At 42.4% G+C, this 25,708-nt stretch carries 27 protein-coding genes; 23 read left to right on the top strand and 4 right to left on the bottom strand.

Going from position 1 to position 25,708, the window contains the following annotated elements:
* Nucleotides 1-169 precede the first annotated feature (169 nt).
* From MFF31_RS18895 to MFF31_RS18860, 8 genes are all read left to right on the top strand, one after another.
* On the top strand, nucleotides 170-727 hold the full coding sequence (locus tag MFF31_RS18895; protein WP_238189986.1) for a ribonuclease FAU-1 family protein: 558 nt from the start codon (nucleotides 170-172) through the stop codon (nucleotides 725-727).
* Complete coding sequence (locus tag MFF31_RS18890; protein WP_238189984.1) at nucleotides 724-1,401, top strand: YdcF family protein; 678 nt, start codon at nucleotides 724-726, stop codon at nucleotides 1,399-1,401. Before MFF31_RS18895 ends, MFF31_RS18890 begins: the two co-directional genes overlap by 4 nt.
* A gap of 88 nt (nucleotides 1,402-1,489) precedes the next feature.
* Nucleotides 1,490-2,464, top strand: coding sequence for an AAA family ATPase (locus MFF31_RS18885; protein ID WP_238189982.1), 975 nt, complete (start codon nucleotides 1,490-1,492; stop codon nucleotides 2,462-2,464).
* Between the two features lie 294 nt (nucleotides 2,465-2,758).
* Nucleotides 2,759-4,054 carry a methionine gamma-lyase family protein gene (locus MFF31_RS18880; RefSeq protein WP_238189981.1) on the top strand — a complete coding sequence of 432 codons (1,296 nt, stop codon included), beginning with the start codon at nucleotides 2,759-2,761 and terminating at the stop codon, nucleotides 4,052-4,054.
* A gap of 61 nt (nucleotides 4,055-4,115) precedes the next feature.
* The gene (locus MFF31_RS18875) at nucleotides 4,116-4,526 is read left to right on the top strand and encodes a MerR family transcriptional regulator (protein ID WP_238189978.1); all 411 of its coding nucleotides are present in this window, start codon (nucleotides 4,116-4,118) and stop codon (nucleotides 4,524-4,526) included.
* Nucleotides 4,527-4,558: 32 nt separating this feature from the next.
* Nucleotides 4,559-5,887 (top strand): type I glutamate--ammonia ligase, encoded by a 1,329-nt coding sequence (gene glnA, locus MFF31_RS18870; protein ID WP_238189976.1) that lies wholly within the window; start codon nucleotides 4,559-4,561, stop codon nucleotides 5,885-5,887.
* 261 nt (nucleotides 5,888-6,148) lie between these two features.
* Nucleotides 6,149-6,919: a restriction endonuclease gene (locus MFF31_RS18865; RefSeq protein ID WP_238189975.1), complete on the top strand. Its 771-nt coding sequence runs from the start codon at nucleotides 6,149-6,151 to the stop codon at nucleotides 6,917-6,919.
* A gap of 126 nt (nucleotides 6,920-7,045) precedes the next feature.
* The gene (locus MFF31_RS18860) at nucleotides 7,046-8,041 is read left to right on the top strand and encodes a hypothetical protein (protein WP_238189973.1); all 996 of its coding nucleotides are present in this window, start codon (nucleotides 7,046-7,048) and stop codon (nucleotides 8,039-8,041) included.
* A 391-nt stretch (nucleotides 8,042-8,432) separates the two neighbouring features.
* Here the strand turns inward: MFF31_RS18860 and lexA are convergent, their stop codons facing one another.
* Nucleotides 8,433-9,050 (bottom strand): transcriptional repressor LexA, encoded by a 618-nt coding sequence (gene lexA, locus MFF31_RS18855; RefSeq protein WP_238189972.1) that lies wholly within the window; start codon nucleotides 9,048-9,050, stop codon nucleotides 8,433-8,435.
* Nucleotides 9,051-9,210: 160 nt separating this feature from the next.
* Here lexA and MFF31_RS18850 point away from each other — a divergent pair, with 160 nt between their 5' ends.
* From MFF31_RS18850 to MFF31_RS18835, 4 genes are all read left to right on the top strand, one after another.
* Complete coding sequence (locus MFF31_RS18850; protein ID WP_238189970.1) at nucleotides 9,211-9,588, top strand: LysM peptidoglycan-binding domain-containing protein; 378 nt, start codon at nucleotides 9,211-9,213, stop codon at nucleotides 9,586-9,588.
* 178 nt (nucleotides 9,589-9,766) lie between these two features.
* Nucleotides 9,767-9,994 carry a DUF896 domain-containing protein gene (locus tag MFF31_RS18845; protein ID WP_375541329.1) on the top strand — a complete coding sequence of 76 codons (228 nt, stop codon included), beginning with the start codon at nucleotides 9,767-9,769 and terminating at the stop codon, nucleotides 9,992-9,994.
* Between the two features lie 40 nt (nucleotides 9,995-10,034).
* Nucleotides 10,035-10,544, top strand: coding sequence for a hypothetical protein (locus tag MFF31_RS18840; protein ID WP_238189969.1), 510 nt, complete (start codon nucleotides 10,035-10,037; stop codon nucleotides 10,542-10,544).
* Nucleotides 10,545-10,569: 25 nt separating this feature from the next.
* Entirely contained in the window at nucleotides 10,570-11,358 is a 789-nt protein-coding gene (locus tag MFF31_RS18835; protein WP_238189967.1) for an HAD family hydrolase, read from the top strand.
* 72 nt (nucleotides 11,359-11,430) lie between these two features.
* Here MFF31_RS18835 and MFF31_RS18830 read toward each other — a convergent pair whose 3' ends face one another.
* Nucleotides 11,431-11,973: a 1,2-dihydroxy-3-keto-5-methylthiopentene dioxygenase gene (locus MFF31_RS18830; RefSeq protein ID WP_238189965.1), complete on the bottom strand. Its 543-nt coding sequence runs from the start codon at nucleotides 11,971-11,973 to the stop codon at nucleotides 11,431-11,433.
* A 142-nt stretch (nucleotides 11,974-12,115) separates the two neighbouring features.
* Between MFF31_RS18830 and metH the strand changes: the two genes are divergently transcribed.
* The 3 genes from metH (at nucleotide 12,116) to MFF31_RS18815 (ending at nucleotide 18,703) form a co-directional block, all read left to right on the top strand.
* Nucleotides 12,116-15,556 (top strand): methionine synthase, encoded by a 3,441-nt coding sequence (gene metH, locus MFF31_RS18825; RefSeq protein ID WP_238189963.1) that lies wholly within the window; start codon nucleotides 12,116-12,118, stop codon nucleotides 15,554-15,556.
* A 114-nt stretch (nucleotides 15,557-15,670) separates the two neighbouring features.
* Nucleotides 15,671-16,630: a ribonuclease Z gene (rnz, locus tag MFF31_RS18820; RefSeq protein WP_238192142.1), complete on the top strand. Its 960-nt coding sequence runs from the start codon at nucleotides 15,671-15,673 to the stop codon at nucleotides 16,628-16,630.
* A gap of 114 nt (nucleotides 16,631-16,744) precedes the next feature.
* Nucleotides 16,745-18,703 (top strand): DEAD/DEAH box helicase, encoded by a 1,959-nt coding sequence (locus MFF31_RS18815; protein ID WP_282570529.1) that lies wholly within the window; start codon nucleotides 16,745-16,747, stop codon nucleotides 18,701-18,703.
* Here MFF31_RS18815 and MFF31_RS18810 read toward each other — a convergent pair.
* Nucleotides 18,604-20,280: a recombinase family protein gene (locus MFF31_RS18810; RefSeq protein WP_238189961.1), complete on the bottom strand. Its 1,677-nt coding sequence runs from the start codon at nucleotides 20,278-20,280 to the stop codon at nucleotides 18,604-18,606. The genes MFF31_RS18815 and MFF31_RS18810 overlap by 100 nt on opposite strands.
* 12 nt (nucleotides 20,281-20,292) lie before the next feature.
* On the bottom strand, nucleotides 20,293-21,105 hold the full coding sequence (locus tag MFF31_RS18805) for a S24 family peptidase (RefSeq protein ID WP_238189960.1): 813 nt from the start codon (nucleotides 21,103-21,105) through the stop codon (nucleotides 20,293-20,295).
* 182 nt (nucleotides 21,106-21,287) lie between these two features.
* On the opposite strand from MFF31_RS18805, the gene MFF31_RS18800 reads away from it, so the two are divergent.
* Genes MFF31_RS18800 through MFF31_RS18765 form a run of 8 tightly spaced genes read left to right on the top strand, consistent with a single transcriptional unit; the run spans nucleotide 21,288 to nucleotide 25,708 of the window.
* A complete protein-coding gene (locus tag MFF31_RS18800) occupies nucleotides 21,288-21,506 on the top strand; it encodes a hypothetical protein (RefSeq protein WP_238189958.1) in 219 nt (72 codons plus the stop codon).
* Between the two features lie 5 nt (nucleotides 21,507-21,511).
* Nucleotides 21,512-21,709 (top strand): hypothetical protein, encoded by a 198-nt coding sequence (locus tag MFF31_RS18795; RefSeq protein ID WP_238189957.1) that lies wholly within the window; start codon nucleotides 21,512-21,514, stop codon nucleotides 21,707-21,709.
* A 33-nt stretch (nucleotides 21,710-21,742) separates the two neighbouring features.
* Nucleotides 21,743-21,931, top strand: a complete 189-nt coding sequence (locus MFF31_RS18790; protein ID WP_238189955.1) for a hypothetical protein — start codon at nucleotides 21,743-21,745, stop codon at nucleotides 21,929-21,931.
* A gap of 40 nt (nucleotides 21,932-21,971) precedes the next feature.
* The gene (locus MFF31_RS18785) at nucleotides 21,972-23,456 is read left to right on the top strand and encodes an AAA family ATPase (RefSeq protein ID WP_238189953.1); all 1,485 of its coding nucleotides are present in this window, start codon (nucleotides 21,972-21,974) and stop codon (nucleotides 23,454-23,456) included.
* 26 nt (nucleotides 23,457-23,482) lie between these two features.
* A complete protein-coding gene (locus tag MFF31_RS18780) occupies nucleotides 23,483-23,716 on the top strand; it encodes a hypothetical protein (RefSeq protein ID WP_238189951.1) in 234 nt (77 codons plus the stop codon).
* Nucleotides 23,709-24,350 (top strand): P-loop NTPase family protein, encoded by a 642-nt coding sequence (locus MFF31_RS18775; protein WP_238189950.1) that lies wholly within the window; start codon nucleotides 23,709-23,711, stop codon nucleotides 24,348-24,350. Before MFF31_RS18780 ends, MFF31_RS18775 begins: the two co-directional genes overlap by 8 nt.
* A 31-nt stretch (nucleotides 24,351-24,381) precedes the next feature.
* Nucleotides 24,382-24,738, top strand: coding sequence for a hypothetical protein (locus MFF31_RS18770; RefSeq protein ID WP_238189949.1), 357 nt, complete (start codon nucleotides 24,382-24,384; stop codon nucleotides 24,736-24,738).
* Nucleotides 24,728-25,708 (top strand): metallophosphoesterase, encoded by a 981-nt coding sequence (locus MFF31_RS18765; RefSeq protein ID WP_238189948.1) that lies wholly within the window; start codon nucleotides 24,728-24,730, stop codon nucleotides 25,706-25,708. The genes MFF31_RS18770 and MFF31_RS18765 overlap by 11 nt, the downstream gene beginning before the upstream one ends.

Raw genomic sequence — 25,708 nt, 5'->3', positions numbered from 1 at the left:
TGCTGTTCAGAAGGGCTGTCTCTTTCCATTTCGTCATGCTTTATGGCTGATAGCTAGGTTTATTTTCCCTGTTCGCTGGAGATGGACGTTAAGATATGGTAATCTTTTTCTATAGAGTGTTTATGTTGGTGTTAAAGTTTGTCTAATTGAACGGAAGGGTACGTTCCGTATGAAGAGAAAATTTTCTGATCGAGCAAATTGGCGTCGCATTTTACGAAGAAGTTATTCGTGTTTAGCGCTTGATGGTGATGAGTTTAAAGGGCTTGTTACATTTTACCGGATTCACGAGCTTAGAGAGCCGCTTTGGAAGGAATACAACGGTCGTAGATTATGTTTAGCAGACCGAGGATATTTATGGATGCAACATTTCCCGAAAGGTGAGCATTTTGTAGTCACAACGATGTTTGACGATAAGGGACGCGTAGTTCAGTGGTACATCGATATTTGTAAGACACAAGGACTAACAGAACAGCAGGTACCGTGGTTTGATGATTTGTATCTTGATGTTGTCGTTCTGCCAAGCGGTGAGGTTTATCTTATGGACGAAGATGAGCTGGAAGATGCGCTGAGACAAGGTGATGTAACAAGCAAGGACGCTGCGCTTGCAAAGAAGACAGCAGGACGATTACTTTCGAGCATTCGGAATGGTCGTTTCAGGTATTTCACACTTAGTTTAAGGCATCGTAAAACTTTGGGAGAACGAACGGGGGAACTCAGCGAATCATGAAGTCTGTAGCGCAAAAGAGGAGCAAACCACGGAAACGAAAGACAGTCTTTCGGCCGTGGCTGCTCTTTTTCCGTTTCTTTATGTGGTTAATTGTTGCAGGTGTGTTTTGGTGCGGCTATGTAATGTGGTTGATGAATAATTATACCGCTGAAAGTACTTACCCAGAAGCAGATGCGGGTATTGTGCTCGGAGCGGCTCTTTGGAATGACAGACCAAGTCCTGCTCTTAAGGAACGGCTCGATTATGCAAAGTTACTTCTCGAAAAAGGTACCGTTGATCGGCTTATATTATCTGGCGGTCATGGAGGTATTTCGTCAACTTTGTCTGAAGCTGAGGGAATGCAAAATTATTTGCTATTGAAAGGCGTAGATAAGGACAAACTGTTACTAGAAACAAAGGCGAGCAGTACCTATCAAAATATTATTTTTAGCCGTGACATTGGAGAATCGCACGGTTTACAAACTTATCTTGTTATTACACATGATTATCATGCCGCTCGAGCTAAAGAAATCGCTGCATATGCAGACCTAGAGTCCAAAGGTGTTGCTGGAGTGAAGTCCAAAGTATTAAATGAATTTTATAATGATACGAGAGAAGTGCTTGCTTTCACTAAATGGAAGCTGGATTGGCTTACTATTTCACTAGGAATTCGCTCTCCTGAATCGTTGCTGTGAATCTGTTAATATGCAGCTACAAGATAGAATAAGCTTGTAGTGCGGAAATCCGCCACAGCTTCTGTACAAAGGAAAGGTGATGCGTCAGATGAACGGACACGTCATATCGGGACCAGGAAACGGAACGACGAGACCTTCCCGACAAATTAACGTGGTACTCAGAAGTCATGATTCATTCGGAAGCAGTTCTTCCGCTCATGCATATGAGGCAGACCCATTACCTTCTGTAAAGCCACTGCCAGCGGTAGATCACTTTGCCGATATCCAGAAGGAACTTGAGCCTATGATCGGCATGGATAATGTGAAATCGCTCGTATACGAGGTCTATGCTCTGCTTTATATAAGTCGTATGCGCGCTGAAGCGGGACTGAACGGTGGATCACAGGTTTATCACATGATTTTCAAAGGAAATCCAGGTACAGGAAAAACAACAATTGCTCGAATCGTGGCTAAACTTTTTCAAAAGATGGGTGTCCTAACGAAAGGTCATCTTATCGAAGTAGAGAGGGCCGATTTAGTTGGTGAGTATATCGGTCATACTGCACAAAAAACAAGGGATCTTGTTAGGAAAGCGCTCGGTGGCGTATTGTTTGTTGATGAAGCTTACAGTTTAGCTCGAGGCGGCGAAAAAGATTTCGGCAAGGAAGCAATTGACACATTAGTTAAAGCAATGGAAGATCACCGAAATCAATTTGTGCTTATACTGGCAGGTTATCCGCTTGAGATTGATCAGTTTCTACTGACAAACCCAGGATTACCATCACGATTTCCTATTCAGATCGAGTTTCCTGACTATTCCGTAGATCAACTGCTGCAGATTGGTGAGCTGATGGTGAAGGAACGGGATTATGTTCTATTGCCGCAGACGGTGTTTAAGTTGCGTCAGTATTTGATGCAAGAAAAGTTAAATGACATGTTTTCTTTTAGCAATGCAAGATTTGTTCGAAACACGATTGAAAAATCAATTCGACATCAAGCCGTGCGTCTCATTAACCAATATTCAAACTCTATACCGGCAAAGGGTGAACTCATGTCCATACGCCCGGAAGATTTGAAAGTATGAAGATTGATCTTTCTTGAGTATCAAAAATCGAATGAATATAGCAGCTCTCATAAGTGTTACCCTGCAAGCGGCAAGCGAATGAGCGGTAAAGCCGAGCATTCGCTTGTTGGGTTTGTGGTTTATGTCTAAGTAGCGTTTTTCGTTCATCAAATAACTTTGTAGATGGAAGAATTATGCTAGTTTGCTGTGACGGACAAGCTGACTATCTTGAGATATAATAGAGTGGATTTATTTACACTAAGGGTAGCCATTAAAAAATCTTTAACCGTAATAGGAATAAAGGGAGAAATGATCATGAATAACGAACATCAAGAGAAACAACAACTTTGGGATCAACTAGAGAAATTGGCTGAAGCCATGGAAGATAAAGCGAGCTCCGCTTTCCGCAATGTTGAGCGGATTGCAGAGCGGAATCAATGGAAAGTAATTGAAGCATTCAAACGTCACAAAGTAAGTGATTATCACTTTGCTGGATCAACTGGCTATGGCTATAATGATCGAGGTCGAGAGGTGCTCGATCTTGTATATGCGGATGTGTTTGGTGCGGAAGCAGCACTTGTTAGACCTCACTTTGCATCTGGTACTCATACGATTAGCTGTGCGTTGTTCGGGGTACTTCGTCCGGGTGATGAACTGTTGTATGTAACTGGGAAGCCATACGATACGCTTCATAAAGTTATTGGTAAGCCTGGTGATGGCAAGGGCTCGCTGCAGGATTGGGGAGTTCATTATTCAGAAGTGGCTCTACTGCCAGATGGTGGGCTTGATTGGGACAGTATTGAAGGAGCAATTAACGAGCGGACAAAGGTTATAGGAGTACAGCGTTCTCGCGGTTATGATTGGAGAGCTTCATTCACGGTTACTCAAATTGCAGAGATTGTAAAGAGAGTAAAAGCTATTAAGCCTGACGTTCTTGTTTTTGTAGACAATTGTTATGGTGAATTTACGGAGTTAATCGAACCAACAGAAGTTGGTGCTGATTTAATGGCAGGGTCTTTAATCAAAAACCCAGGAGGTGGTATTGCAGAAACCGGCGGCTATATTGCTGGTACACATGCAGCAGTATTAGCAGCGTCATATCGGTTGACTGCGCCTGGTATTGGTGGAGAGGTAGGTGCAATGTTAGGGACTTTACGTTCTATGTTTCAAGGGCTATTTCTCGCTCCACATTTAGTTGGCCAAGCTGTCAAAGGCAGTATTCTTGCGTCAGCATTATTTGAAGAGTTAGGTTTCGAGACGAAGCCGAAATGGCAGGATGCACGTACTGATCTCATTCAAGCAGTACGATTCGGCCAAGCGGATCATCTGATTGCATTCGTACAGGGAATTCAGCAAGCGGCTGCTGTTGATGCGCATGTAGTGCCTGAGCCTTGGGATATGCCTGGCTATGAGAATGCAGTTATTATGGCGGCTGGAACATTCATTCAAGGTGGCAGCTTGGAGCTCTCTGCGGATGCGCCAATCAGGGAACCCTATATAGCTTACATGCAAGGTGGACTTACTTACGCTCATGCGAAATATGGCGTACTTACAGCATTAAAGAAACTAGTTGAGAGCGGATTAATTGTTATCAAACCTTACACAACTTGACACATTTATAGTGCGAAGATACAATGGACCTATAAATGAGCAACTGGAAGGTTGATGCGACATGGCTGATGAAATTCGCAGAAATATGGCCTTATTCCCTATCGGCATCGTTATGAAGCTGACAGATTTAACGGCCAGACAAATCCGTTATTACGAGCAGCATGAGTTGATTGTGCCTGCTAGAACAGCGGGCAATCAACGGTTGTTCTCGTTTAATGACGTAGAGCGTTTGCTTGAAATTAAGTCTTTGATCGAGAAAGGCGTTAACATTGCAGGAATAAAGCAAGTTATGAATCCGGTTTCAAAGGAATCAGACGATGCAACCATTGTAAGCGAGCAATCCGAAGTGAAGCGTCGGGAGATGTCAGATCAACAGCTGCATAGATTGCTTAAGCAACAATTGATTGAGAAACGACCAGGTCAAGCTTCAATGATACAGGGACAATTGTCCCGATTCTTAAATAAACGGTAAAATAGCAGCCGAAACTAAGAGGAGATGATTCTATGAGTTTCACTAAAGAAGATATTAAACGTATAACACAAGAGCAGAATGTACGTTTTATTCGTTTGCAATTTACCGATTTGCTAGGTACAATCAAAAACGTTGAAATTCCAGTTAGTCAATTGGATAAAGCACTTGATAATAAAATGATGTTTGATGGTTCATCCATTGAAGGTTATGTACGTATTGAAGAGTCGGATATGTATTTGTATCCTGATCTCGACACTTGGGTTGTTTTCCCTTGGGTAGCACAAGATCGTGTTGCTAGACTGATTTGCGACATCTATATGCCGGATGGAACGCCATTTGCTGGCGACCCGCGCGGTATTTTGAAACGCACGTTGAGAGAAGCGCAAGAGCTTGGATATTCAGCAATGAATGTTGGACCAGAACCTGAGTTTTTCTTGTTCAAAACAGATGATCGCGGCGAACCAACCTTGGAGCTGAATGATCAAGGCGGTTACTTCGACCTTGCACCGATGGATCTTGGTGAAAATTGCCGTCGTGAAATCGTGTTGACGCTTGAGGAAATGGGCTTCGAAATTGAAGCTTCCCATCATGAAGTAGCACCTGGTCAACATGAAATTGACTTCAAATATGCCGATGCAATTCGAGCGGCTGACCAAATTCAAACGTTTAAGCTAGTTGTAAAAACGATTGCTCGCGTTCACGGCTTGCATGCAACGTTTATGCCTAAGCCGCTGTTCGGTGTTAATGGCTCCGGTATGCACTGTCACCAATCGTTGTTCCAAGGCAGCACGAATGCTTTTTATGATGAAAAAGATAAATTAGGTCTAAGCGATACGGCTCGTTACTACATGGCTGGCGTATTGAAGCATGCACGTGCGATGGCGGCTATTACGAATCCTACTGTTAACTCTTACAAACGTTTAGTTCCAGGCTATGAGGCGCCTTGTTACGTCGCATGGTCAGCAAGCAACCGCTCGCCAATGATCCGTATCCCAGCTTCACGTGGCTTGTCAACACGCGTTGAAGTACGTAATCCTGATCCAGCAGCTAATCCGTACTTAGCGCTTGCAGTAATGCTAAAAGCAGGGTTGGATGGTATCGTGAACAAGCTTCCGTTGCCAGCCCCAACTGACCGTAACATCTATATCATGTCAGAGGAAGAGCGCATAGATGCAGGAATCCCAAGCTTGCCTGTCGACTTGAAGGAAGCACTAGACGAGATGCTTAAGAGCGATATCGTCTGTGAAGCACTTGGCGACCACGCTCTTGCTCACTTCTACGAGTTGAAAGAGATTGAATGGGATATGTACAGAACACAAGTTCACCAATGGGAAAGAGATCAGTATTTGACTCTTTATTAAAATTATATATGTATTTTGTTATATCAAAGCTTTTAAGGTTAATAATTATAGGGGCATACATGATCTGTAATGGATCCGTGTATGCCCTCTTTTTGCCTCTGAAGCTTTTTTTATTAATTGATCAAAATTTTTAATGGGTATTTGTGAAATTCATTTACCCATGAGATACATAATTATAATTATATGACGCTGAAACACTATCCTTTTAAATGGATTAAGTTATAATAGGGGGTAATTAATAATAAAGGGAGATTGTGGATAATGGCGAAAAGAAGGAAGAAGGATCAACTGGACCCTATGCAAAGTCTAGTTTTTTTATTGATGTTTGGTAGTTTTATAGGGGTCTATTACATATTCAAATCATTCATCTATTCTTCAATTGCTGCTGGAGCGATTCTAGGTATCTATTTTACAGTTATGATTATTCTTAATCAGAAACATAATGAACGACTAAGAAGATCAGGTATCGCAGATATCGATAAGATGGATGGAAGAAGATTTGAACTTTATTTAGGTCATCTTTTTGAAGCACATGGTTATGCAGCAGAGGTAACACAAGCAACTGGCGATTATGGAGCAGACTTGGTAATCTCCAAGGATGGAAAAAAGATAGTTGTTCAAGCAAAACGTTATAGTAAAAATGTAGGTTTAAAGGCAGTTCAAGAAATTCATACTGCTATGGCTCACTATAGTGCTCTCGAAGCCTGGGTAGTTACAAATAGAGACTATACAGAGCAAGCATATAATTTAGCTAAGTCAAATGGTGTCCGTCTCATTAATCGTGAACAACTCATTGAGATGATCCTTGCGATTAACTCCGAACCTCAAACTTCACAGGCTTTAGTTGCGGTTGCAGTAGGAGATCATGTTACTCCTGATACTGATCATGAAGAGGTTGCAATTAATGAGCCTGAAGACCTTGATTGCCCGAAATGTGGTTATTTGCTAGTCAAAAGAAAAAGTAGCCGAGGCGAATTTTATGGCTGCTCGAGCTTTCCTAAATGTAGACATACAAAAAATATAAATGCGTAATAACATACTTAACTCTTACAATTCGCGTAATGGATAATATTTTAATAAATCGACGACATTCGCTATTATGTAATTTGTGTATTTGACGATAATTAGTTTTAACAACATTTAAAGGAGATATTGGTTATGAAAAAAGCATCAGTATTATTATTTTCATTATTTATTTTTTGCTTCTTATTAATTCCTAATGCTCTTGCAGCGAATGTGAATGATGTGCTAGCTTCACCTGAACAAGGTTGGAAAAGAGTAGATTTGACAATGGCCACTCAAAATATTTCTTACTCTGGAACGTGGAGAAACGATACAACTTCTCCTGGATACACTGGAAAGCATAATAATAATTCGATTCATGGTACAGCGGGATCTACAATTAAGTTTGATTTCACTGGTTCAAAAATTATACTGAGATCATGGTTGGCATCGGGTAAAGTAAACGTGAAAATTGATAATATTGATATGGGGACTTATACGGCTAATGGAACGGCTGCGTATGGGGTTATTTACGCAAATGAAACATTAACTAATACCAGACATTCTGTAATAGTGACTCATGTTACAGACACATACACAGATTCAATAGACATTGCTGAGAGTGGAGAAATATTACCATTTGAAGGAGTCGAAGCACCGTTAAATTTAAGTGCAAAGCCTAATAATAACACAATATTATTAAGCTGGGGACAAGTAGAAAATGGAACCTATACTATAAAGCGTAGCACTACACCAGGAGGTCCATATACGACAATAACAGAGGGGATTAATGGTCTAACATATAATGATAATAAAATTGAAAAAGGTATTAACTATTATTATGTTGTGACAGCAAAAGTTGCTGACAAAGAAAGTACTAATTCGAATGAAGCTACAGCTGTGCTTCCAGTCGATCTGGGTCGTGCTATTCTCGTAATTACTCTTGTTAATGGTATCGAGAAAGAATATGATTTATCAATGTCAGAAGTTGGAGCATTTATTAATTGGTATGATGCTAAGGATGCAGGAACTGGGCCAGCTAAATATGCATTTCAAAAAACTTGGAACGTTGGTCCATTTAAAAGCAGGGTAGAGTTTGTTATTTTCTCTAAAATTGTTACATTTGAAGTAAACGAATATGAACAAAAATGATTAACAATTGACATTTTCAGCTAAGCCGTTCATTTGAAGCAGCTTTGAACTTGAATAGCTTAATGTTCAGTTATTGTTCTTAAGAATTCAAAAAAGCTTATTTAAATGATATTACTAGGATTTAAATCGTAACGAACTTTAGCATCGCTATTATGCGGTAAGTGGCTCCATTTCTGCCACGGATGAGGATATAACTCCTATTGGGTTTATTTAGGGCAATGTAACTGTTGTTTACTGTAAATTAGGTATGATAGAATTCGTTAAATAGGAAGTGTATCCCGTTAGACGTTGAATATTTGAGTTTCCCAGCACATTTCAAGCTATGATACTTCAAAATTCAAAAAAAGAGCTGCCCACCAGACTAATTGTCTAATGGGCAGCTCTTTTTGCGTTAATGAATATCACGGAAGAGTCCAATTACTTTACCAAGAATGCTCACATTATGTAGGCGAATAGGCTCCATTGTGGAGTTCTCCGGTTGTAAGCGAATATGATCTTTTTCCTTGTAGAACGTCTTAACAGTTGCTTCGTCATCTTCGGTCATTGCTACTACGATATCACCATTGTCGGCTGTTTGTTGCTGACGGACGATAACATAATCTCCGTTATGAATGCCTTTTTCGATCATACTGTCACCAATGACATTTAGAATAAATACATTATTGTCTCCTACAAAATGCGATGGAAGAGGGAAATAATCTTCTATATTCTCAGTTGCAGTAATCGGAATACCAGCTGTAACCTTACCTACTATAGGAACTTGCGATACAGGGAATTCAATAACATTGTTATCTTCTTGGTTCAATATTTCAATCGCCCGAGGTTTAGTTGGGTCGCGTCGTATAAATCCCTTTTTCTCCAAACGGTCTAGATGTCCGTGAACCGTCGAGCTGGAGAGAAGACCAACAGCTTCTGCTATTTCTCGGACAGAAGGCGGATACCCTTTGTCTCGAACTTCTTGCTTAATAAATTCAAGAATCGAATTTTGCCGCTTGGAAATCTTAGACAATTAGATCATCTCCATTCGTTATGCTGTGTCAAATTATAACACAGAACCGAAGTTCGTACAAACGTAAGTTCTTAAGTACATAAGTTCGTATTTTCATATTGACTACAAACATTTGTTCGTGTTAATCTGAAAACAGAACAAATGTTTGGGGGAGCTAATTATGATATTAATGAATCAGGGCACTTATCGTTCCATACATACGGAGACAATACTAATGGTTAAGCCTGCACATACATTGACTGCTTCACGCTTAATTAAGCGCAAGGAATTTAAATTTATTGTAAGTATTATGGTTGCTGTTCTTATCTTTACTAGTTTTTTACTAATTGCTATTGATGCGTCAGGTACAGAACCTCTTAAATTGGAAGAGAAGATTGTAACTGTAGGCAGCGGTGACACGCTTTGGGACATTGCCAGTCTTCACGCCATGAAGGGTGATGATATCGGCTATATTGTATATAAGATAAAAAATAGAAACGACTTGTCTACTGTTACAATTGTGCCAGGGCAGAAGCTAATTATTCCTAAATTAAACTAGCATTTGAACTTGAAATCTACATATAAAATAAACACTACATAGACTGATAAGAGCGTAATGACCCCGAAGGAGGTTATAGCGCTCTTTTTTGCGTTAAGATACATGTCATAAATGATGCCGAATGGCTCTATAACCTTGACAATTGAACCTTTGAAATGTCAAAGTAGGGAGTAGAGATTTGACAGCAAGAGAGGGGTGGGCAGAGACGATGGATATGGATAAAATAATTGCTCGCATTAACGAGCTTTCTCGTAAAAATAAAGCATCAGGTCTAACGGATGAGGAAACAATTGAACGGGATCAACTCAGACAGCAATATCTCACTAATTTCAAAGGGAATTTAAAGCAGCAGTTAGATTCAATTAAGTACGTTGAGGATGAGCAAGAAGATACGACAAAACATTAATAAGTAAAAAATTAAAAAAGTTATTCAGGGGGAATCGGATTTGTCACGATCATGGGAGCGCAAAGTTCGCAAAAACATGAGTAAAGTCAACAAAGATCGTAAAAAAAATGGAACAAGTCAACTTGTACTAAACACGGAGAAAAACGATAAATTTACGGGTCGCAATATTATGGCACCTATTCTGTTAGTTGTATTTGTACTATTTTTCAGCACATTTCAACTAACTGTCGTACCAGACTATAAACCAAATGCGATGTTTTGGGTAACGCTAAGTCTTTATATAGGTCTTGCAGTATTGTTATATTATCGCAAGCCGTATTTTACAATTGGCAAAGATTATGTGCAATCCCGTCGTTTCAGAGGTGACAAACGCCTTGCAGCAACAGCAATCAAAGGATTCCGTTTTCAAAATGGTTATGTTACTGTCATCCCACAAAAGGGTGCTCCTTGGACATTTTCGCGTATGCTGAATCGTTATGATACTAATGAAATGACACAAAAAGTAAAAGTTTTTGCTGGAACACACAACATTACGTTTGAGGAAAAATAATTCGTTTGGGAGAGAAGAGACCATCATGGGGAAACAAGCTGTCTTATTTGATCTTGATGATACGTTATTATGGGATGATCGCAGTGTAATGGAAGCGTTTGAAGCAACTTGTCAAACAGGAGCAGCTGCTTCTGGCGTGGATGCGGCTGAGCTTGAGCTAGCTGTTCGTAAGGAAGCGAGAGCCTTATACGAGTCATATGAAACGTTTGCTTTTACTAAGATGATTGGTATTAATCCTTTCGAAGGACTATGGGCAAATTTCACTGCGGGTGAGCAGGAAGAGTTCCGCAAGTTGCAGAAGATTGCACCTGATTATCGCAAACAAGCTTGGACATTAGGTCTTAAAGCTCTTGGTGTTGATAATGAGGAACTTGGTGCTGCGCTTGCCGAACAATTCCCTGCAGAACGTCGTGCTAGACCTTTCGTTTATGACGAAACGTTCAAAGTACTAGATGCTTTGAAGGGTAAATATAAGCTGCTTTTACTTACAAATGGTTCTCCAGATCTTCAAAAGGAAAAGTTAGACGGAGTCCCAGAACTAATATCGTATTTTGATCATATTATTATTTCAGGTCAGTTCGGTGAAGGTAAACCTGCTGCATCGATTTTTAAACATTCACTTGAGAAGCTTGGAATTGAGCCAGATCATGGCATGATGGTAGGGGACAAGCTGACTACTGATATTTTGGGAGCAAATACGATCGGCATGACTTCTGTGTGGATCAATCGCCATGGTGTGGTACGCGATGATGAAATTGTACCGACTTATGAAATTTCCAATCTGGAAGAGCTTCTTCAACTATTAGAGCAATAAGAAAAGTAAAGTAATAATGAAATGAAAAGCCCCTCAAGCGGCAAATGGCGCTTCGGAGGGGCTTGAAATTTATTATTTCGATTGAAAAGTAGCATCAGCGAATGGATGAGCGATCCAGCCTTCTGTTTCAATAAAGAGACGAACAGCTACGATTTGTTTATTTTCCATTAGGGTGAAGAAATGAGCTTTATGTTCAGGAACGGAAATGACATCGCCTGCTTCTAGTTCAACATCAAAGTAACCTACATCGTCTGTTCCTTTAATGATGAAGATGCCTCGTCCTGCTGTAATCGCACGAACTTCATCCTCTGTATGTGTATGAACATTTTCGAATTTTTTAAGTAGTTCATCTAGATTTGGCGTTGCCTCAGATAATGAAATAATATCCCAAGTTTTATAGCCGCGTCGTCCCGCTAATTCATTAATTTCCTCATCATAAGTGGCTAAAATTTGTTGTTTCTCTTCGTCAGTCAACACAAATTTATTTTGCAGCTCTTTATCTAGTTTTGTTGGATCCCAGTGCTCGTAGAGCACTTCTTGACTATCTAGAAATGCACGGACATTTTCTTCTCCTTGAATCCGTTCCTCAGAATTGCGAATTCTTATCTCAGCCATGCTCATTCCCTCTTTTCCAATAGAAATTAAATGATATAATAATTATAAATCAAAAGAACTCGAATGTCGATGGATGATCCTTTTCTGATGGTGTGGATTCTGATAAACTATTTTGTAACGATTTTGGGAAGGGTGTAGCAAATTGTCGAGACCGACCTTACAACAACTGCTCCAGGAGAGAATACTAATTCTGGATGGTGCAATGGGCACAATGATCCAACAAGCTGATTTGACAGAGGATGATTTCGGCGGACCTGAACTTGATGGCTGTAACGAAATGCTCGTACTTACGCGTCCTGATGTTATTCAGAGAATCCATGAGGAATATTTAGAAGCTGGCGCTGACATTTTGGAAACAAATACGTTTGGTGCTACAAGTATTGTTCTAGCAGATTATGATATTCCTGAAAAGGCAAGAGAGATTAATCTAGTTGCAGCGAAATTAGCTCGTGCAGCGGCAGACAAATATAGCACACCAGAAAGACCAAGATTCGTAGCGGGTGCGCTAGGACCAACAACGAAGACATTATCCGTTACAGGCGGCGTCACTTTTGATGAACTCGTAGAATCGTATTTCGAGCAGGCACTTGCATTAATGGAAGCAGATGTTGATACATTGCTTTTGGAAACTTCTCAAGATACGTTAAATGTAAAAGCCGGAAGCATTGGCATAAAGAAAGCCTTCGAAACATTGGGCAGAGAGTTGCCAATTATGATTTCAGGAACGATCGAACCGATGGGTACAACTCTTGCTGGTCAATCGATTGAATCTTTTTATATTTCATTAGAACATTTGAAACCTATTTCAATCGGGCTTAACTGTGCGACTGGTCCGGAATTTATGCGTGATCATGTACGAACACTTAGCGAAATAGCAAAAGCAGCAGTAAGTTGCTATCCAAACGCTGGATTACCCGATGAAAATGGTCACTATCATGAATCCCCTGAGTCACTCGCGAAGAAGATGTCTGCGTTCGCAGAACAGGGCTGGCTGAATATTGCTGGCGGCTGTTGCGGTACAACGCCTGAACATATCCGCGTTATGGCAGAGACAATGGCGAAATACGCACCAAGAACGAAGCTCGGTGAACATTCCGATGCTGTATCTGGTATTGATACTGTGTTTATTGAATCGGATAACCGTCCGATTATGATCGGTGAACGGACTAATATTTCTGGTTCCCGTAAATTTAAACGTCTGATTAAGGAAGAGAAGTTTGATGAAGCTTCCGAAATTGCTCGTGCTCAAGTAAAAGGCGGAGCTCATGTCATCGATATTAACTTGCAAGATACAGATATAGACGAAGCCTATGCGGTTCATAACTTTTTGCCACAGGTTGTTAAGAAGATCAAAGCACCTCTCATGCTCGATTCTACTTATGATCACATCATTGAGCTTGGGTTAAAATATTCGCAAGGTAAAGCGATCATTAACTCCATTAATTTGGAGGATGGTGAGTCGAAGTTTGAACAAATCATTCCGCTTATACATCGTTATGGTGCGGCAGTTGTTATGATACTAATTGATGAGCGTGGTCAGGCTGTTTCTCGTGAAGCAAAGCTAGAGGTGGCAGAACGATCATACAATTTGTTAGTAGATAAATATGGAGTTAATCCAGAAGATATCATTTTTGATCCTAATATGTTCCCCGTCGGATCTGGAGATCCGCAATATATTGGCTCTGCAGTGGAAACGCTTGAGGGGATAAAGCTAATAAAAGAGAAGTTCCCAAGGACAAAAACAATTCTAGGTCTTAGTAACATCTCCTTTGGATTGCCTGATGCAGGCCGTGAAGTGTTAAACTCTGTTTACCTTTATCATGCAACTAAAGCTGGCTTGGATTATGCAATTGTTAATACAGAGAAGTTGGAGCGTTATGCATCAATTCCAGATGTAGAACGTCGCCTTGCTGAAGAACTCATTTATAATACGACAGATGAAACTCTTGCTGCGTTCGTAGCCGCTTTCCGAAATAAGAAAGTAGAGAAAAAAGAAAAGATTTCAAATCTTACTTTGGAAGAACGCCTTGCTTCTTATATTATAGAAGGAACTAAAGAAGGACTTATTCCCGATTTAGATATAGCACTAAAAACGTATGTTCCACTTGCAGTCATTAACGGTCCTCTGATGAAAGGTATGGAGGAAGTCGGCAGACTGTTTAACAACAATGAGCTGATTGTTGCCGAAGTGCTACAGAGTGCTGAAGTTATGAAAGCATCTGTTACGTATTTGGAGCAATTTATGGAGAAGAATGAATCAGCCGTTAAAGGGAAAATTATACTGGCAACAGTTAAAGGCGACGTTCATGACATTGGTAAAAACTTAGTAGAAATCATTTTGTCGAACAACGGTTACAAAATCATAAATCTGGGCATCAAAGTACCGCCTGAAGTGTTGATTGAAGCGTATCGCAAAGAGAAGGTAGATGCGATTGGTTTGTCTGGTTTACTTGTAAAATCTGCGCAACAAATGGTTATAACTGCGCAAGATATGCGTAATGCAGGCATAGATGCTCCGATTCTAGTCGGTGGAGCTGCGCTTACTCGCAAATTTACAAAAACGAGAATCGGCCCAGAATACGATGGACTTGTACTATATGCTAAAGATGCTATGGATGGTCTGGATATCGCGAATAAGTTGATGGACCCTGACCATCGCCACCGGTTGGAAGAGGAACTTGCAGCATACAAATTAGCTGGAGCAACAGCAGAAGAAGAAACCAAGGTACTGCCAACACTTACACGTGCTGTTCGTTCCAAAATTAATCCAGATGCACCGGTGTTCGCACCACCAGATCTGGAGCGGCATGTTCTGCGTGATGTTCCAATTCCGCATGTTATCCCGTATGTAAATATGCAGATGCTTCTTGGTCATCACCTCGGACTCAAAGGAACTGTTGATAAACTGCTTGCCGAAAATAATGAAAAAGCAGTGCAATTAAAAGCTACAGTTGATGAAATATTGAAACAAGGTCAGACAGAAGGTTATATTAGGGCGCACGGTATGTACCGTTTCTTCCCAGCACAATCGTCTGGCAACGATGTTATCATTTATGATCCTAATGATCCTACAAAAGAAATTAAACGATTTACGTTCCCACGCCAACAAGTTGAGCCATATCTATGTTTGGCTGACTTCTTGAAAACGGTGGAGAGCGGAACGATGGATTATGTAGGTTTCCTTGTTGTTACGGCAGGTCAGGGTATTCGAGATCTAGCAAATGAATGGAAGGACAAGGGAGATTATTTACGATCTCATGCACTTAATTCTGTGGCTCTTGAAGTTGCAGAAGGAATGGCAGAACGCGTCCATCATATGATGCGAGATATTTGTGGATATCCAGATCCAGCAGAAATGACGATGAAACAGCGACATGGTGCTCGTTATCAAGGTATTCGTGTATCGTTTGGCTACCCAGCTTGTCCAAACCTGGAGGATCAGGAACCACTATTTGATCTGATGAAGCCAGAGGATATTGGTGTCGAGCTTACAGAAGGATTTATGATGGAACCAGAAGCGTCCGTATCTGCTATGGTGTTCGCTCATCCTGAAGCCCAGTACTTTAATGTGGAGAAAGTTTAACACTAACGTGAGGATTGAGCCTTCCGACAGTTGATCTCAGGATCAATAGCGGGAGGCTCCTTTCTCATGATGGGCATGTATAGGGAAATTGTGTGGAAGAGAGGCGGAAAGAAGATGAAACTATGGTTTTTGGGTACAGGAGCAGGCAGACCAAATAAACATCGTAATGTAACAGCAATGGCTCTTCAATTGCCAGAACCGTTAAATGGATGGTGGCTGTTTGACGCAGGAGAAGCTACACAACATCAAATTATGAAAACACCACTAAAACTCAACAAGCTGGAACTCATTTTTATTACGCATCTTCATGGCGATCATCTTTACGGACTCCCCGGACTACTAAGCAGTCGTTCCTTCGATGGAGGAGTTACTCCAGTAACAATATACGGACCTCATGGGATTAAAATGTATATCGAAACTATCTTTGATCTGACGGGTACAACACTAGATTATGAATTGATCTATAAAGAGATAGATGAGTCGGCAGCAACTATTTATGAAAGTGACAAATTAGTAGTTGAAGCAAGGTCATTAGAGCACAGAATTCCTTGTTTCGGCTATCGTGTAACAGAACAAGACTCTCCGGGCAAACTTCGAGTTGACAAACTACGTGAGCTAGGTATAGAAGCTGGTCCTCTATATGGTAAGTTAAAGGGAGGGGAACCAGTAACGTTGCAGTGCGGAGCAATTATTCAACCTGAGGATGTGACAGATGGTGTGCTTCAGGGCAGGGTAGTTACCATTTTAGGTGATACAACGCCATGTGAATCAGCCATCCTATTAGCTCAGAGTGCCGACGTGCTCGTTCATGAGGCAACATTTTCTGCTGGCAACGAGGAGAAAGCACATGAGTATGGCCATAGTACGACGGTGGAAGCAGCTGATGCTGCAAGTAAGGCAGGGGCACACATGCTTGTTATGACACATTTTAGCGGAAGATATAGCAATGAGCAGTTAGAACTGCTTGAGGAGGAAGCTAAAAAAGTATTTCCCAATACGATTGCAGCGCTTGATTTAGGTATGATTGAAGTGAAACGTAGAGCCACGACCGAATCAAATGTCGATAACTCCTGAAAATGACATTGCAGAGCGAACATGTATTCTGTAATATAAAAGCGATAAAGTAAATAGTTGAGATCTAAAATCTCATTCATGTATAAAGATAGGCAAGGAAGAGGAGTGGCGCATATGAATCGGTGGACGGGCAGAGCTAAAAATTTAGGGGAATGGCTGGACCATATAAAAACGAATGAACAGGTAATGGCTAACGTGACCCATTGGCGGAAACTCCCACCACGCGAGGCCCGAAATGCTCCTCTACCGGATGATCTACATCCTGCATGGCGTGAAGCTTTGCGATCGCGAGGAATTAATGAATTGTACGTGCATCAAGCAGAAGCATATGAAGCTGCTAGGAAAGGCAATCATGTAGTAGCAGTTACACCTACAGCATCGGGAAAGACGTTGTGTTATAACTTACCAGTCATACAAAGTTTGCTTGAAAATGAAGAAGGAAGAGCGCTGTATCTATTTCCAACAAAAGCATTGTCACAGGATCAAGTTGCTGAGCTTCAAACTCTTGCTGATTTGATGGATTCTGGTATAAAGACACATACATATGATGGCGATACTCCACCTACCGTCAGAACGGCAATTAGAAATGCGGGACATATTGTAGTAACGAATCCGGATATGCTGCACTCCGCTATTCTTCCGCATCACACAAAGTGGGTAAAACTATTTGAAAATATTAAATATATTGTGATCGATGAAGTCCATGCGTATCGAGGTGTATTTGGTAGTCATGTAGCAAACGTAATCCGACGATTGAAACGGATTTGCAGTTTCTATGGCTCAACACCACAATTTATTTGTGCATCTGCTACGATTGATAATCCTCGTGAACATGCCGAGAAACTGATTGGTGAGAAAGTAGCTTTAATAGACAATAACGGTGCTCCGATGGGAGAGAAGCATATTGTCTTTTACAACCCGCCAGTTGTAAACAAACAATTGGGTATACGTCGCAGCAGCGTTCTTGAAACACAGAAGCTAGCTGGGTTGTTGCTGAAGCAAGGTGTTCAAACGATAGTGTTTGCACGCAGTAGAGTAAGAGTTGAGCTATTGTTAACCTACTTGCAGGAGCTTACCCGCAATAAGCTGGATGCTAAGACGATCCGTGGTTATCGCGGTGGCTATTTGCCTAAACTTAGGCGCGAGATAGAAAAAGGATTGCGTAGCGGTGAAATACGAGGTGTAGTTAGTACGAATGCATTGGAGCTAGGCATAGACATCGGACAGCTTCAAGCTTGCGTGCTAAATGGATATCCCGGCACAATTGCGAGTACATGGCAACAATCGGGACGAGCTGGCAGACGACAAGAAAGCTCTGTCACCTTTATGGTGGCAAGCAGTAACCCGCTCGATCAATATATGATTCAAAATCCTGACTTTTTCTTCGAACGCCCGCCTGAGCGAGCACTCATTCACCCTGACAATTTACTTGTACTTATTGATCATGTTAAGTGTGCTGCGTACGAGTTGCCGTTTCGACAAGGGGACACATTTGGTTCCGAGTCACTCGAAGATATGATGGAATTTCTGGTCGATGAGAAGGTGCTGCACAAAGCAGGCGGCAGATGGTTTTGGATGGAGCAATCTTTCCCGGCGCATAACATCTCTTTACGATCAGCAGCTCAAGAAAATTTCGTCATTATTGATATGACTAACGATAATCGTGTGCTTGGTGAGGTTGATCGATTCAGCGCACCAACACTTATACATGAAGAGGCTATTTATATACATGAAGGGGTGCAGTACCAAGTTGAGAAATTGGACTATCCCGAAAAGAAAGCTTACGTGCGTGAGGTTGATGTGGATTATTACACAGATGCAAACGTAGCTGTCGAGCTAAAAGTGCTTCATGTTGATAAGGAAAAGGAAGCTGGCGAGCTAATTAGGCAGTATGGTGAAGTAACTCTAAATGCCAAAGCAACTATTTTCAAAAAAATAAACCCTAGTACAGACCCACGAAGAGCGTATAGAGATTATTCTATATGCTCTTTCTTATCTTTCTTTAATATTTCCATGCCTAGACTGGCTTTTGTCACTCGTTTGGGCTTTCTCTTGCCCGGCTGGTTCCTGTAGGCAAAGGGGTCATCTGCTACTGGAATTATAACCTCGACAGGGATACCCGCCATATTTCCCTGTAGCACAAACCGATCCTCGTATAGCACACCACTGGCGAACAGCGTACCTACCATTTCCATTTGCTCCTGTGCTGTTAACAAAACATTGAATCTCTCAGCTACGGCTAGGTACTGGTAGACGGTTGAATAGTTGAACTGGTTAGCAGAAAGGGCTTCCTTTTTTGCTTCTAATTGCCGCTTTTTACTTTGATGTATACTACGTTCATTTTCTAAGACTTCTTTTTTGGCATTAAGAACATCCTTTGAATACCCTCCGTCTAGATATAAATCGAGCAACATATCTATTTTTTGTTGGGTGGCTTGCAATAACTTGGTAGTTGAATTGATATCACTAGTAAGTTGGTCAATATCCGCTTGCCCATGCTCAAACTGAATGTAGCGTTTGGCTGTGTCTTCGCTGCTCAATATATCTTTTAGGGCTGCGATGAAATTAAATTCAATTCGAATCGAATTAATGGACATGCCACAATCAGGAGAGTACGTTGGCCTGTACTCGCGCCCGTGCTGGAAATAATAATGAATTGAATAAGCAGAATCACCGCTTTGTTTTAGGGAAAGTACTCTACCACAGTTTCCGCAAGTCGTTTCAATGTTTCGCAGTATATGTGGAAATACGGGTGCCCGGCGACGATATTTCTCTTTGCGTAATGCCTGGATTTTGTGCCAGGTTTCTTCGCTTCGTAATTTCGGATATATGTCTTCTGTAGTTATCGTTTCACCACTTGCAAAATGCTTTTCTAAAACTCCATGATAAGCTTTAGATTTTAGGCGTCGACTTATATGTTCAGCATTCCATTCTTTACCGCTAGGCGTTTTTGTAATAGCGGAAAGGCGTATTGCAATATCCGAATCACTTAACCCCTCTACACAATACAGGTCGTCTATTAAGGGGATAATCCAAGACCATTTTTCGTCTAAGGAGTATGAACCATCTTTTTTGTCGTAGAGGTATTCCCATAGAGGTTTTCCCCAGCCTTTACCTTCACGCGTACGTTGTCGTTTACCACGCATCATACGTTTAACTATCTTTTTCTTTTCCCTTCGGGCAAATAAATTTTTCAGGTCGGCAAAGAATTCGTCATCTTCATCGGCTAAGTCGGTTATTTTTCCTGGTTCGGCTATTTTTACACAGTTTTCGCGCAGCTGGCTTTTTAGGTATTCCCAGCTTACGGTATCCAAACGTGAGACCCTATCCTGGTCTATACATAAAACAATGTCACCCTTATCTTCGTCTACGTCATCCAGCAACTGCGTAAGGCCCGCCTTGTCCAATTTCCCCCCAGAATCTACGTCCCTGTATACTCCTACAATTCCCCAGCCCATTGATTTTGCGTAGGCGATTAGTTCTTGAATTTGGCCTTTCAAAGAGAATCGGTGTTCCTGCATTTTTGTCGAAACTCGAATGTAAATAAATACCCTTAAATCTTTTCCTGGAGGAATATCCTTGAAATAATAAACGGCTCTATGCTGACTGAAATAATCGGCTATCTGCTGAATCTCTATCACAGACTGCATATGTCAGCCCCCCTAATATCTTTTGTTAGGGTCAAACAAGACTTGAATAACTTTACCGCAGACCCTAGCGTTTTCACTTTCAACCAAAATAGGAGTGTATTTTGGGTTATCAGCAATTAGTAAAACTTTTCCTTCAATGTGTTTAACCCTTTTGAGTGTGGCATTTTCACCATCAACATTTATAACCGCAATTTCTCCGTCAGCTACTTCGGGCTGTATTCTTACGAGAACTTTATCGCCTTCATAGATACGGGAGCCTGTCATACTATCCCCTTTAACAACTAAAGAGAAAACTTCACCCTCAGTTGCTCCAAAGGTATTAGCAACGTATTCCCATTCGATAATATTTTCTTCCGCGAACAATGGCAGCCCTGCTGCGATACTCCCCAGTAAGGGTACACGGATAAAATGACCGATTGTTTTTGCACCCATTTTTTCTAAGTCTTTTAAGTTTTTATACTCTGCTTCTGCTTCTTTAACTAAATGATTGGCCTTTGCTAGCTTATGGTTTGCCTGGCTTAAATCCTTTTCAGCTTGTTCGTAATCATTAGCCAGCCCCTTTAAAGTCGTAAGCCTGTCTATTTTAGCTTTTAAATCGGGGGTAAGCAGTCCTACAGCATCTAGTAAATCCGCGTAAGACACCTCGTTGTGCGCAGCGTCAGCTATCTTTTTTATGGTCTTGGCTTCCGGGGCATTATCATTTTTACAATTTATAAGATTCGATATATAAGAATTAGAAACATCTGCCTGCCGAGCAAATTGATTAAGGGATCTATTACCTTGTGCTATTTTAAGCAATTCGGAAAACCTGGATTTGTTAAACATATTATTTTTTAACTCTCCTTTAATTAATTGATGTTGTCATTATATATCAAGTGTTCTCTACAGGCAACATTTTATTCGTATGTCGAAATTTGTGTTGACTGTGGAGAACGATTGAGGGTATTATGTGGGAACACAGAAAGTGTTATCTGTGGTTAACAGTCTAGAAGGAGGTGTTATCTACAATGAATATCAATATAGACAGACTTTGGAAGCTGATGGAAGAGGTCGCAGATGGTAAATACCGCGTATTAGCGAGGATGCTAGGGGTGCAACACTCGCACTTACACAAGGTTTTAAATGCTGGAAGTAAGGCTGGCCCCGTAATGTTAGGAAAACTTCATACCTATTGTGAAGAAAACGGGCTATCTTTTGAAGAATTCATAGTTAAAAAGGCGGAATAACAAACATGAAGAAAGCAAACGATGGTTTCCCGATAAATGTCGAATTAGTTCACAAAATGTCGTACTTGCCTGTTAAGTTAGCCGAACTAGCAGAAAAAAATCCTACAGGGGCGCTAGAGTTGCTAACAGCTTGGGGAAAAGGTACAAAACCTATTACCCACTTATGGAATGACACTTTAAAACTGATAGCAGACGCAAGCTAACAGGCACTAGCTTGAAGGGAGGTGAGGACAACAATGGACGGCAAAATAAAAAGGCTCCAAGATGCGCAGCTGCGAGATGTGGAAGAAATGAAGGCTATTTACGAAGTAGCAGCCGGGGGAAAAGATGCTACTACGGCTTGCGAACTGGTACTGGGTAATAGCTTCAAGTTAAGCAGCGAAGTAGCTGCGGGAATTGAAAGGGGCGAAACGGTATGCGAGTAAGGTTAGTAATTAGCCCATTACTCCGGGGCCGGGAAGCAGCTTGGGCATACCTAGCGCAGCTCTTGGTACAGGGGGCGGGCCACTGATGGCAAAAATACTAAGCGTAAGAGCATGGGGCTTCCAGTCATGGGTAGCCGGGCAGTATGACTTGGCAGGCGGCTTGAATGTATTTACAGGCCCTTCGGGGGCAGGAAAGACTGCTGGGACAATTCGGGTGCTTCGATGGCTTACAAAAGGAGAACCTTCGGGCGAAGACTTCCTTCATACGGTTTACGAATCAGATGGTATAACGATTAAGCGCCAGGCAGAAGAAGCTGGGGTAGAAGTCAAACTGGATAATGGCGTCACAATAACAAAGACCCGCAGGAAAGGAAAAACGAAATACTGGGTAAAGCCCTTGTACGACGAACCTTTCGAAAAGGCTGAGGTACCCGCGGCGGTGAAGGAAGCTCTTGGAATCAAAACTAGTAGCTTCGGAGATTACGAAGTTGACTTGCACTTCGCTTTTCAACTGGCAGCGCCTTTCCTTATATCAGAGCCTGGAAGCGCAGGGGCGAAGGTGTTGGGCAAGTTGGCCGGGACGGAAGCAGTAGACGGCGCTATAAAATCGACGGCGAAGGATACATACGCCGCAAGGAACGAGAAACAAACCGCCGACAAAGAATATGAAAGAAAAGTCGAACAGCTTAAAGCTTTCGAAGGCCTAGACGACATTAAACGTCAACTAGATGCTTGCGAATGGCTTACAGATGAAATCGACAATGCCTTGGCAAAGAAGGTAAACCTGGAACAACTTACAACAGCTTGGCAAGGGGCCGAAGCTGCAATACAGCAGGCCGTACGCAAGTTGGACAAGTTGGCAGGGTTACCAGCGCTGGAAGAAGACTTGGTAGAAATAGAAAAAGCCCAGCAACGGTATGACCGCTTACTGGACTTATACGAACAACTGGGTAAGGCTACCGCCACAGTAGAAATTCTTACCCAGCGCCTTAAAGATTTGGCAGGACTTGACGCCTGCGAATGGCTGCTATCAGAAGCAGAAACCGCAGAAAACCGTCGGGCCAACCTTAGTCATCTTATCGAACAGTATAACAAATATGATTTCGATGTAAAGAGAGCGACAGAAGTAATTACACGGACAAAAGACCTGGACGTAGCCGTAAATACGCTGGAAGGCGTAGAGCAAGGATACGGAAAGATTACTGAAATGCGGCAGCTGCTGGGCGTTTATGATACCGCGACAGCTAGTGTTAGTCGATACCAGGGCCTTATGGACAGTCTTCAAGGGATAGAGGAAGCCGAAACCCTGGTAAGCAGTATTGAAACAAAACAGGTACGCCTAGCGAACCTTCGTGAACTTTATAACCTTTATAAAATTAAAACGCAGACGTTAGACAGCGCGGTTACAGCAGAAACGCGAGCAGCGAACGACCTTGCGGCAGCTGAAAAGGAACTATCAGAAGCGTGGGCGGCAACTGGGGGCACTTGCCCACTATGTGAACAGACCGTAGCCCATGCCCACTAATAACCGAATCGAAGGGATGTATATAAATGGACTCTAAACAACGTATTGAGCTAGCAAAAGTACGCATCGACAAAGCAAAGAAGGCCCAAACAATCGCTGAAACGGAAAAGTCCGCAGCGGAACGCCAACAGGGTGAAGTAACTATTAAAATGGCAGAACTTAACGTAACCCCGGAAACGGCCCAGGCCGAAATCGCAGCCCTGGAAAGCCTGGTAGATTCCGAATTATCAAAAGTCGAAGACCTAATACCAAATGTATAGACTGCATGCAGCGAAGGCCAGTATTAAGACCCAGCGCGAAAAGCTGGCCGCTAAATTCGGCCAGCGTGATCTGCTCATAACTGACCGCGACCAGGCGCAGCTGCGAGGCCTGGAAGCTGTCAAAAAGTTAGGCCAGTATGACTTGGTACAAATTCTTTTGCAAAAGACAAGCGATTACGCAAGGCAACAAGCCAAGGGACGCATAGAGGACATTGTAACTCAGCTCCTATTGGTAGTATTTCCAGGTAACGACTTCGCCTTCGAAATTGTGCTGGACGTCAAGGGCGCACAGCCAGTCGCCGAATACTGGTTAACCAGGAACGGCGTAAAGACCCAACTAAAGCCGCCCGACTACGATAATGGCGGCGGGTATGTAGACGTTATAACCCTGGGCCTTCGCCTAGGCATAGCGGAACTGGAAGAAATACAAGGGCCGCTGCTAATGGACGAAGTAGGCAAGCACGTAAGCGCGGAATATTCGCAGAACGTCGCCTACTTCCTAAAGCAATACAGTGAACAGTTAGGGCGGCAAATTATCCTTATCACGCATAACGAAGCGCTGGCAGCCGTAGCTGATAAAGGCCTGCGGGTAACACTGAACAGCCGGGAAGAATCCGAAGTAAAAACAATATAACCGGGCAAACCCCGAAGGGAGAAATTTAACTATGTGTATTATTTGCGAAATCGGTAAGGCAGTTGGAGCTACAGAAGTAAAAGTAGGTGTAGTAAGTCCGCAACTGCGCGAAGAATTTATGGCAATCAGTAAAGATGAAGCGTTAGCTGAGCTGGACGTAAAGCAGCTCGTACTTAATGGCCGACGTTCTTACGTGTTGGGAGCTACCGAAAAAGAGCTGGCAGAGAAACAGGCTATTATCGACGCGAAGTCCAAATCCGACGAAGCGAAATTTGAAGCCGTCTATGATGTCTTATGGGATCGGGTACACGCAGAACTACCTGAACTTGACCGTGAGCGTAATTATTCAATCGACGCTGAAACCGGGGAAATTACGAATGCCCGTTAAATTCCTATACTTCGGAGACCCACATATACGCGGCACGAACCCCAGGAACCGCACGGACAGTTACCCCGAATCCTGGAAGGCGAAGCTACGGGAGATATGGGCGCTGGGTAAAGAACACCAGGTAAACGCCTTCTTGCAGCCGGGTGATACCTTTGACCTTCCCGACGTAGCGAATAGCGTACTTAATGACGCCGCCGACGTCTTCGCGGAAGCCCCGGCCCCGGTCTATACGACAGCAGGGAATCACGATATACCCGGCTATAATGTCGCAGCTTTCGGAACTACCAGCCTTCGACTGCTGGAAAGGATTGTACCGCAGCTTCGGGTAATCAATGACCCTTCGCACCCTGTCATAATTGGCGACGTTGCTATAAGTTTTACGCCGTATAGCGGGAATATTGACCGCGACGGCTACGGATATAGCCCGGAATACGAATTACCGCCTATGGGCGACTTTTACCGCTTGCATATCGCGCATGGCATGTTAATAGACCATACGCCGCCTTTCGACCGCTTTACCCTTGTTCAAGAAGTAAAGACTACGGCCCATATGGTATTTACAGGACATGACCATACCGGGTACGGAATCTATCGACGTAGCGACGGTGTTACCTTCTGTAATCCCGGCAGCCTTACACGCTTGGCAGCAAGCCAAACCGAAATAAGCCGAACTATCCAAGTGGCCCTTATTACCATCGAAGGCGGCCAGGGCCGTATCGAACTTATACCGCTGCAAAGTGCGAAGCCCGGCGAGGACGTTTTAGACCGTAGCCGAATCGAGAAAGACCAGCAGCGCCAGTACGCTATGGAAAACTTTGCAGCATTAATTCAGACCGCCAGCGGTGAGAAGGTACGACTGGACATAAACCAAATCATTGAAGCAGTTGCCGAAAAAGAAGGGTTGGCCCCGGAAGTCGTACGGCTTGCCCTGGAAAAAATCGAAACTGCAAGAATGGGAGAAGGGAGATAA

The organism is Paenibacillus sp. L3-i20 (genome assembly GCF_022180385.2).
Taxonomy (GTDB): Bacteria; Bacillota; Bacilli; order Paenibacillales; family Paenibacillaceae; genus Pristimantibacillus.
The sequence above is the reverse complement of the archived record's forward strand: the minus strand, read 5'-3'. Positions and strand labels throughout refer to the sequence as shown.

Excerpts from the sequence above, each read along its gene's own strand:
- MFF31_RS18795 (WP_238189957.1), top strand. The coding sequence starts at position 21,512 with ATGAAGAAAGCAAACGATGGTTTCCCGATAAATGTCGAATTAGTTCAC.
- MFF31_RS18880 (WP_238189981.1), top strand. The coding sequence starts at position 2,759 with ATGAATAACGAACATCAAGAGAAACAACAACTTTGGGATCAACTAGAG.
- MFF31_RS18790 (WP_238189955.1), top strand. The coding sequence starts at position 21,743 with ATGGACGGCAAAATAAAAAGGCTCCAAGATGCGCAGCTGCGAGATGTG.
- MFF31_RS18810 (WP_238189961.1), bottom strand. The coding sequence starts at position 20,280 with ATGCAGTCTGTGATAGAGATTCAGCAGATAGCCGATTATTTCAGTCAG.
- MFF31_RS18830 (WP_238189965.1), bottom strand. The coding sequence starts at position 11,973 with ATGGCTGAGATAAGAATTCGCAATTCTGAGGAACGGATTCAAGGAGAA.
- MFF31_RS18895 (WP_238189986.1), top strand. The coding sequence starts at position 170 with ATGAAGAGAAAATTTTCTGATCGAGCAAATTGGCGTCGCATTTTACGA.
- glnA (WP_238189976.1), top strand. The coding sequence starts at position 4,559 with ATGAGTTTCACTAAAGAAGATATTAAACGTATAACACAAGAGCAGAAT.
- MFF31_RS18865 (WP_238189975.1), top strand. The coding sequence starts at position 6,149 with ATGGCGAAAAGAAGGAAGAAGGATCAACTGGACCCTATGCAAAGTCTA.
- MFF31_RS18780 (WP_238189951.1), top strand. The coding sequence starts at position 23,483 with ATGGACTCTAAACAACGTATTGAGCTAGCAAAAGTACGCATCGACAAA.
- MFF31_RS18890 (WP_238189984.1), top strand. The coding sequence starts at position 724 with ATGAAGTCTGTAGCGCAAAAGAGGAGCAAACCACGGAAACGAAAGACA.
- MFF31_RS18800 (WP_238189958.1), top strand. The coding sequence starts at position 21,288 with ATGAATATCAATATAGACAGACTTTGGAAGCTGATGGAAGAGGTCGCA.
- MFF31_RS18885 (WP_238189982.1), top strand. The coding sequence starts at position 1,490 with ATGAACGGACACGTCATATCGGGACCAGGAAACGGAACGACGAGACCT.
- rnz (WP_238192142.1), top strand. The coding sequence starts at position 15,671 with ATGAAACTATGGTTTTTGGGTACAGGAGCAGGCAGACCAAATAAACAT.
- MFF31_RS18850 (WP_238189970.1), top strand. The coding sequence starts at position 9,211 with ATGATATTAATGAATCAGGGCACTTATCGTTCCATACATACGGAGACA.
- MFF31_RS18875 (WP_238189978.1), top strand. The coding sequence starts at position 4,116 with ATGGCTGATGAAATTCGCAGAAATATGGCCTTATTCCCTATCGGCATC.
- MFF31_RS18765 (WP_238189948.1), top strand. The coding sequence starts at position 24,728 with ATGCCCGTTAAATTCCTATACTTCGGAGACCCACATATACGCGGCACG.
- MFF31_RS18770 (WP_238189949.1), top strand. The coding sequence starts at position 24,382 with ATGTGTATTATTTGCGAAATCGGTAAGGCAGTTGGAGCTACAGAAGTA.
- MFF31_RS18805 (WP_238189960.1), bottom strand. The coding sequence starts at position 21,105 with ATGTTTAACAAATCCAGGTTTTCCGAATTGCTTAAAATAGCACAAGGT.
- MFF31_RS18815 (WP_282570529.1), top strand. The coding sequence starts at position 16,745 with ATGAATCGGTGGACGGGCAGAGCTAAAAATTTAGGGGAATGGCTGGAC.
- MFF31_RS18775 (WP_238189950.1), top strand. The coding sequence starts at position 23,709 with ATGTATAGACTGCATGCAGCGAAGGCCAGTATTAAGACCCAGCGCGAA.
- MFF31_RS18835 (WP_238189967.1), top strand. The coding sequence starts at position 10,570 with ATGGGGAAACAAGCTGTCTTATTTGATCTTGATGATACGTTATTATGG.
- MFF31_RS18860 (WP_238189973.1), top strand. The coding sequence starts at position 7,046 with ATGAAAAAAGCATCAGTATTATTATTTTCATTATTTATTTTTTGCTTC.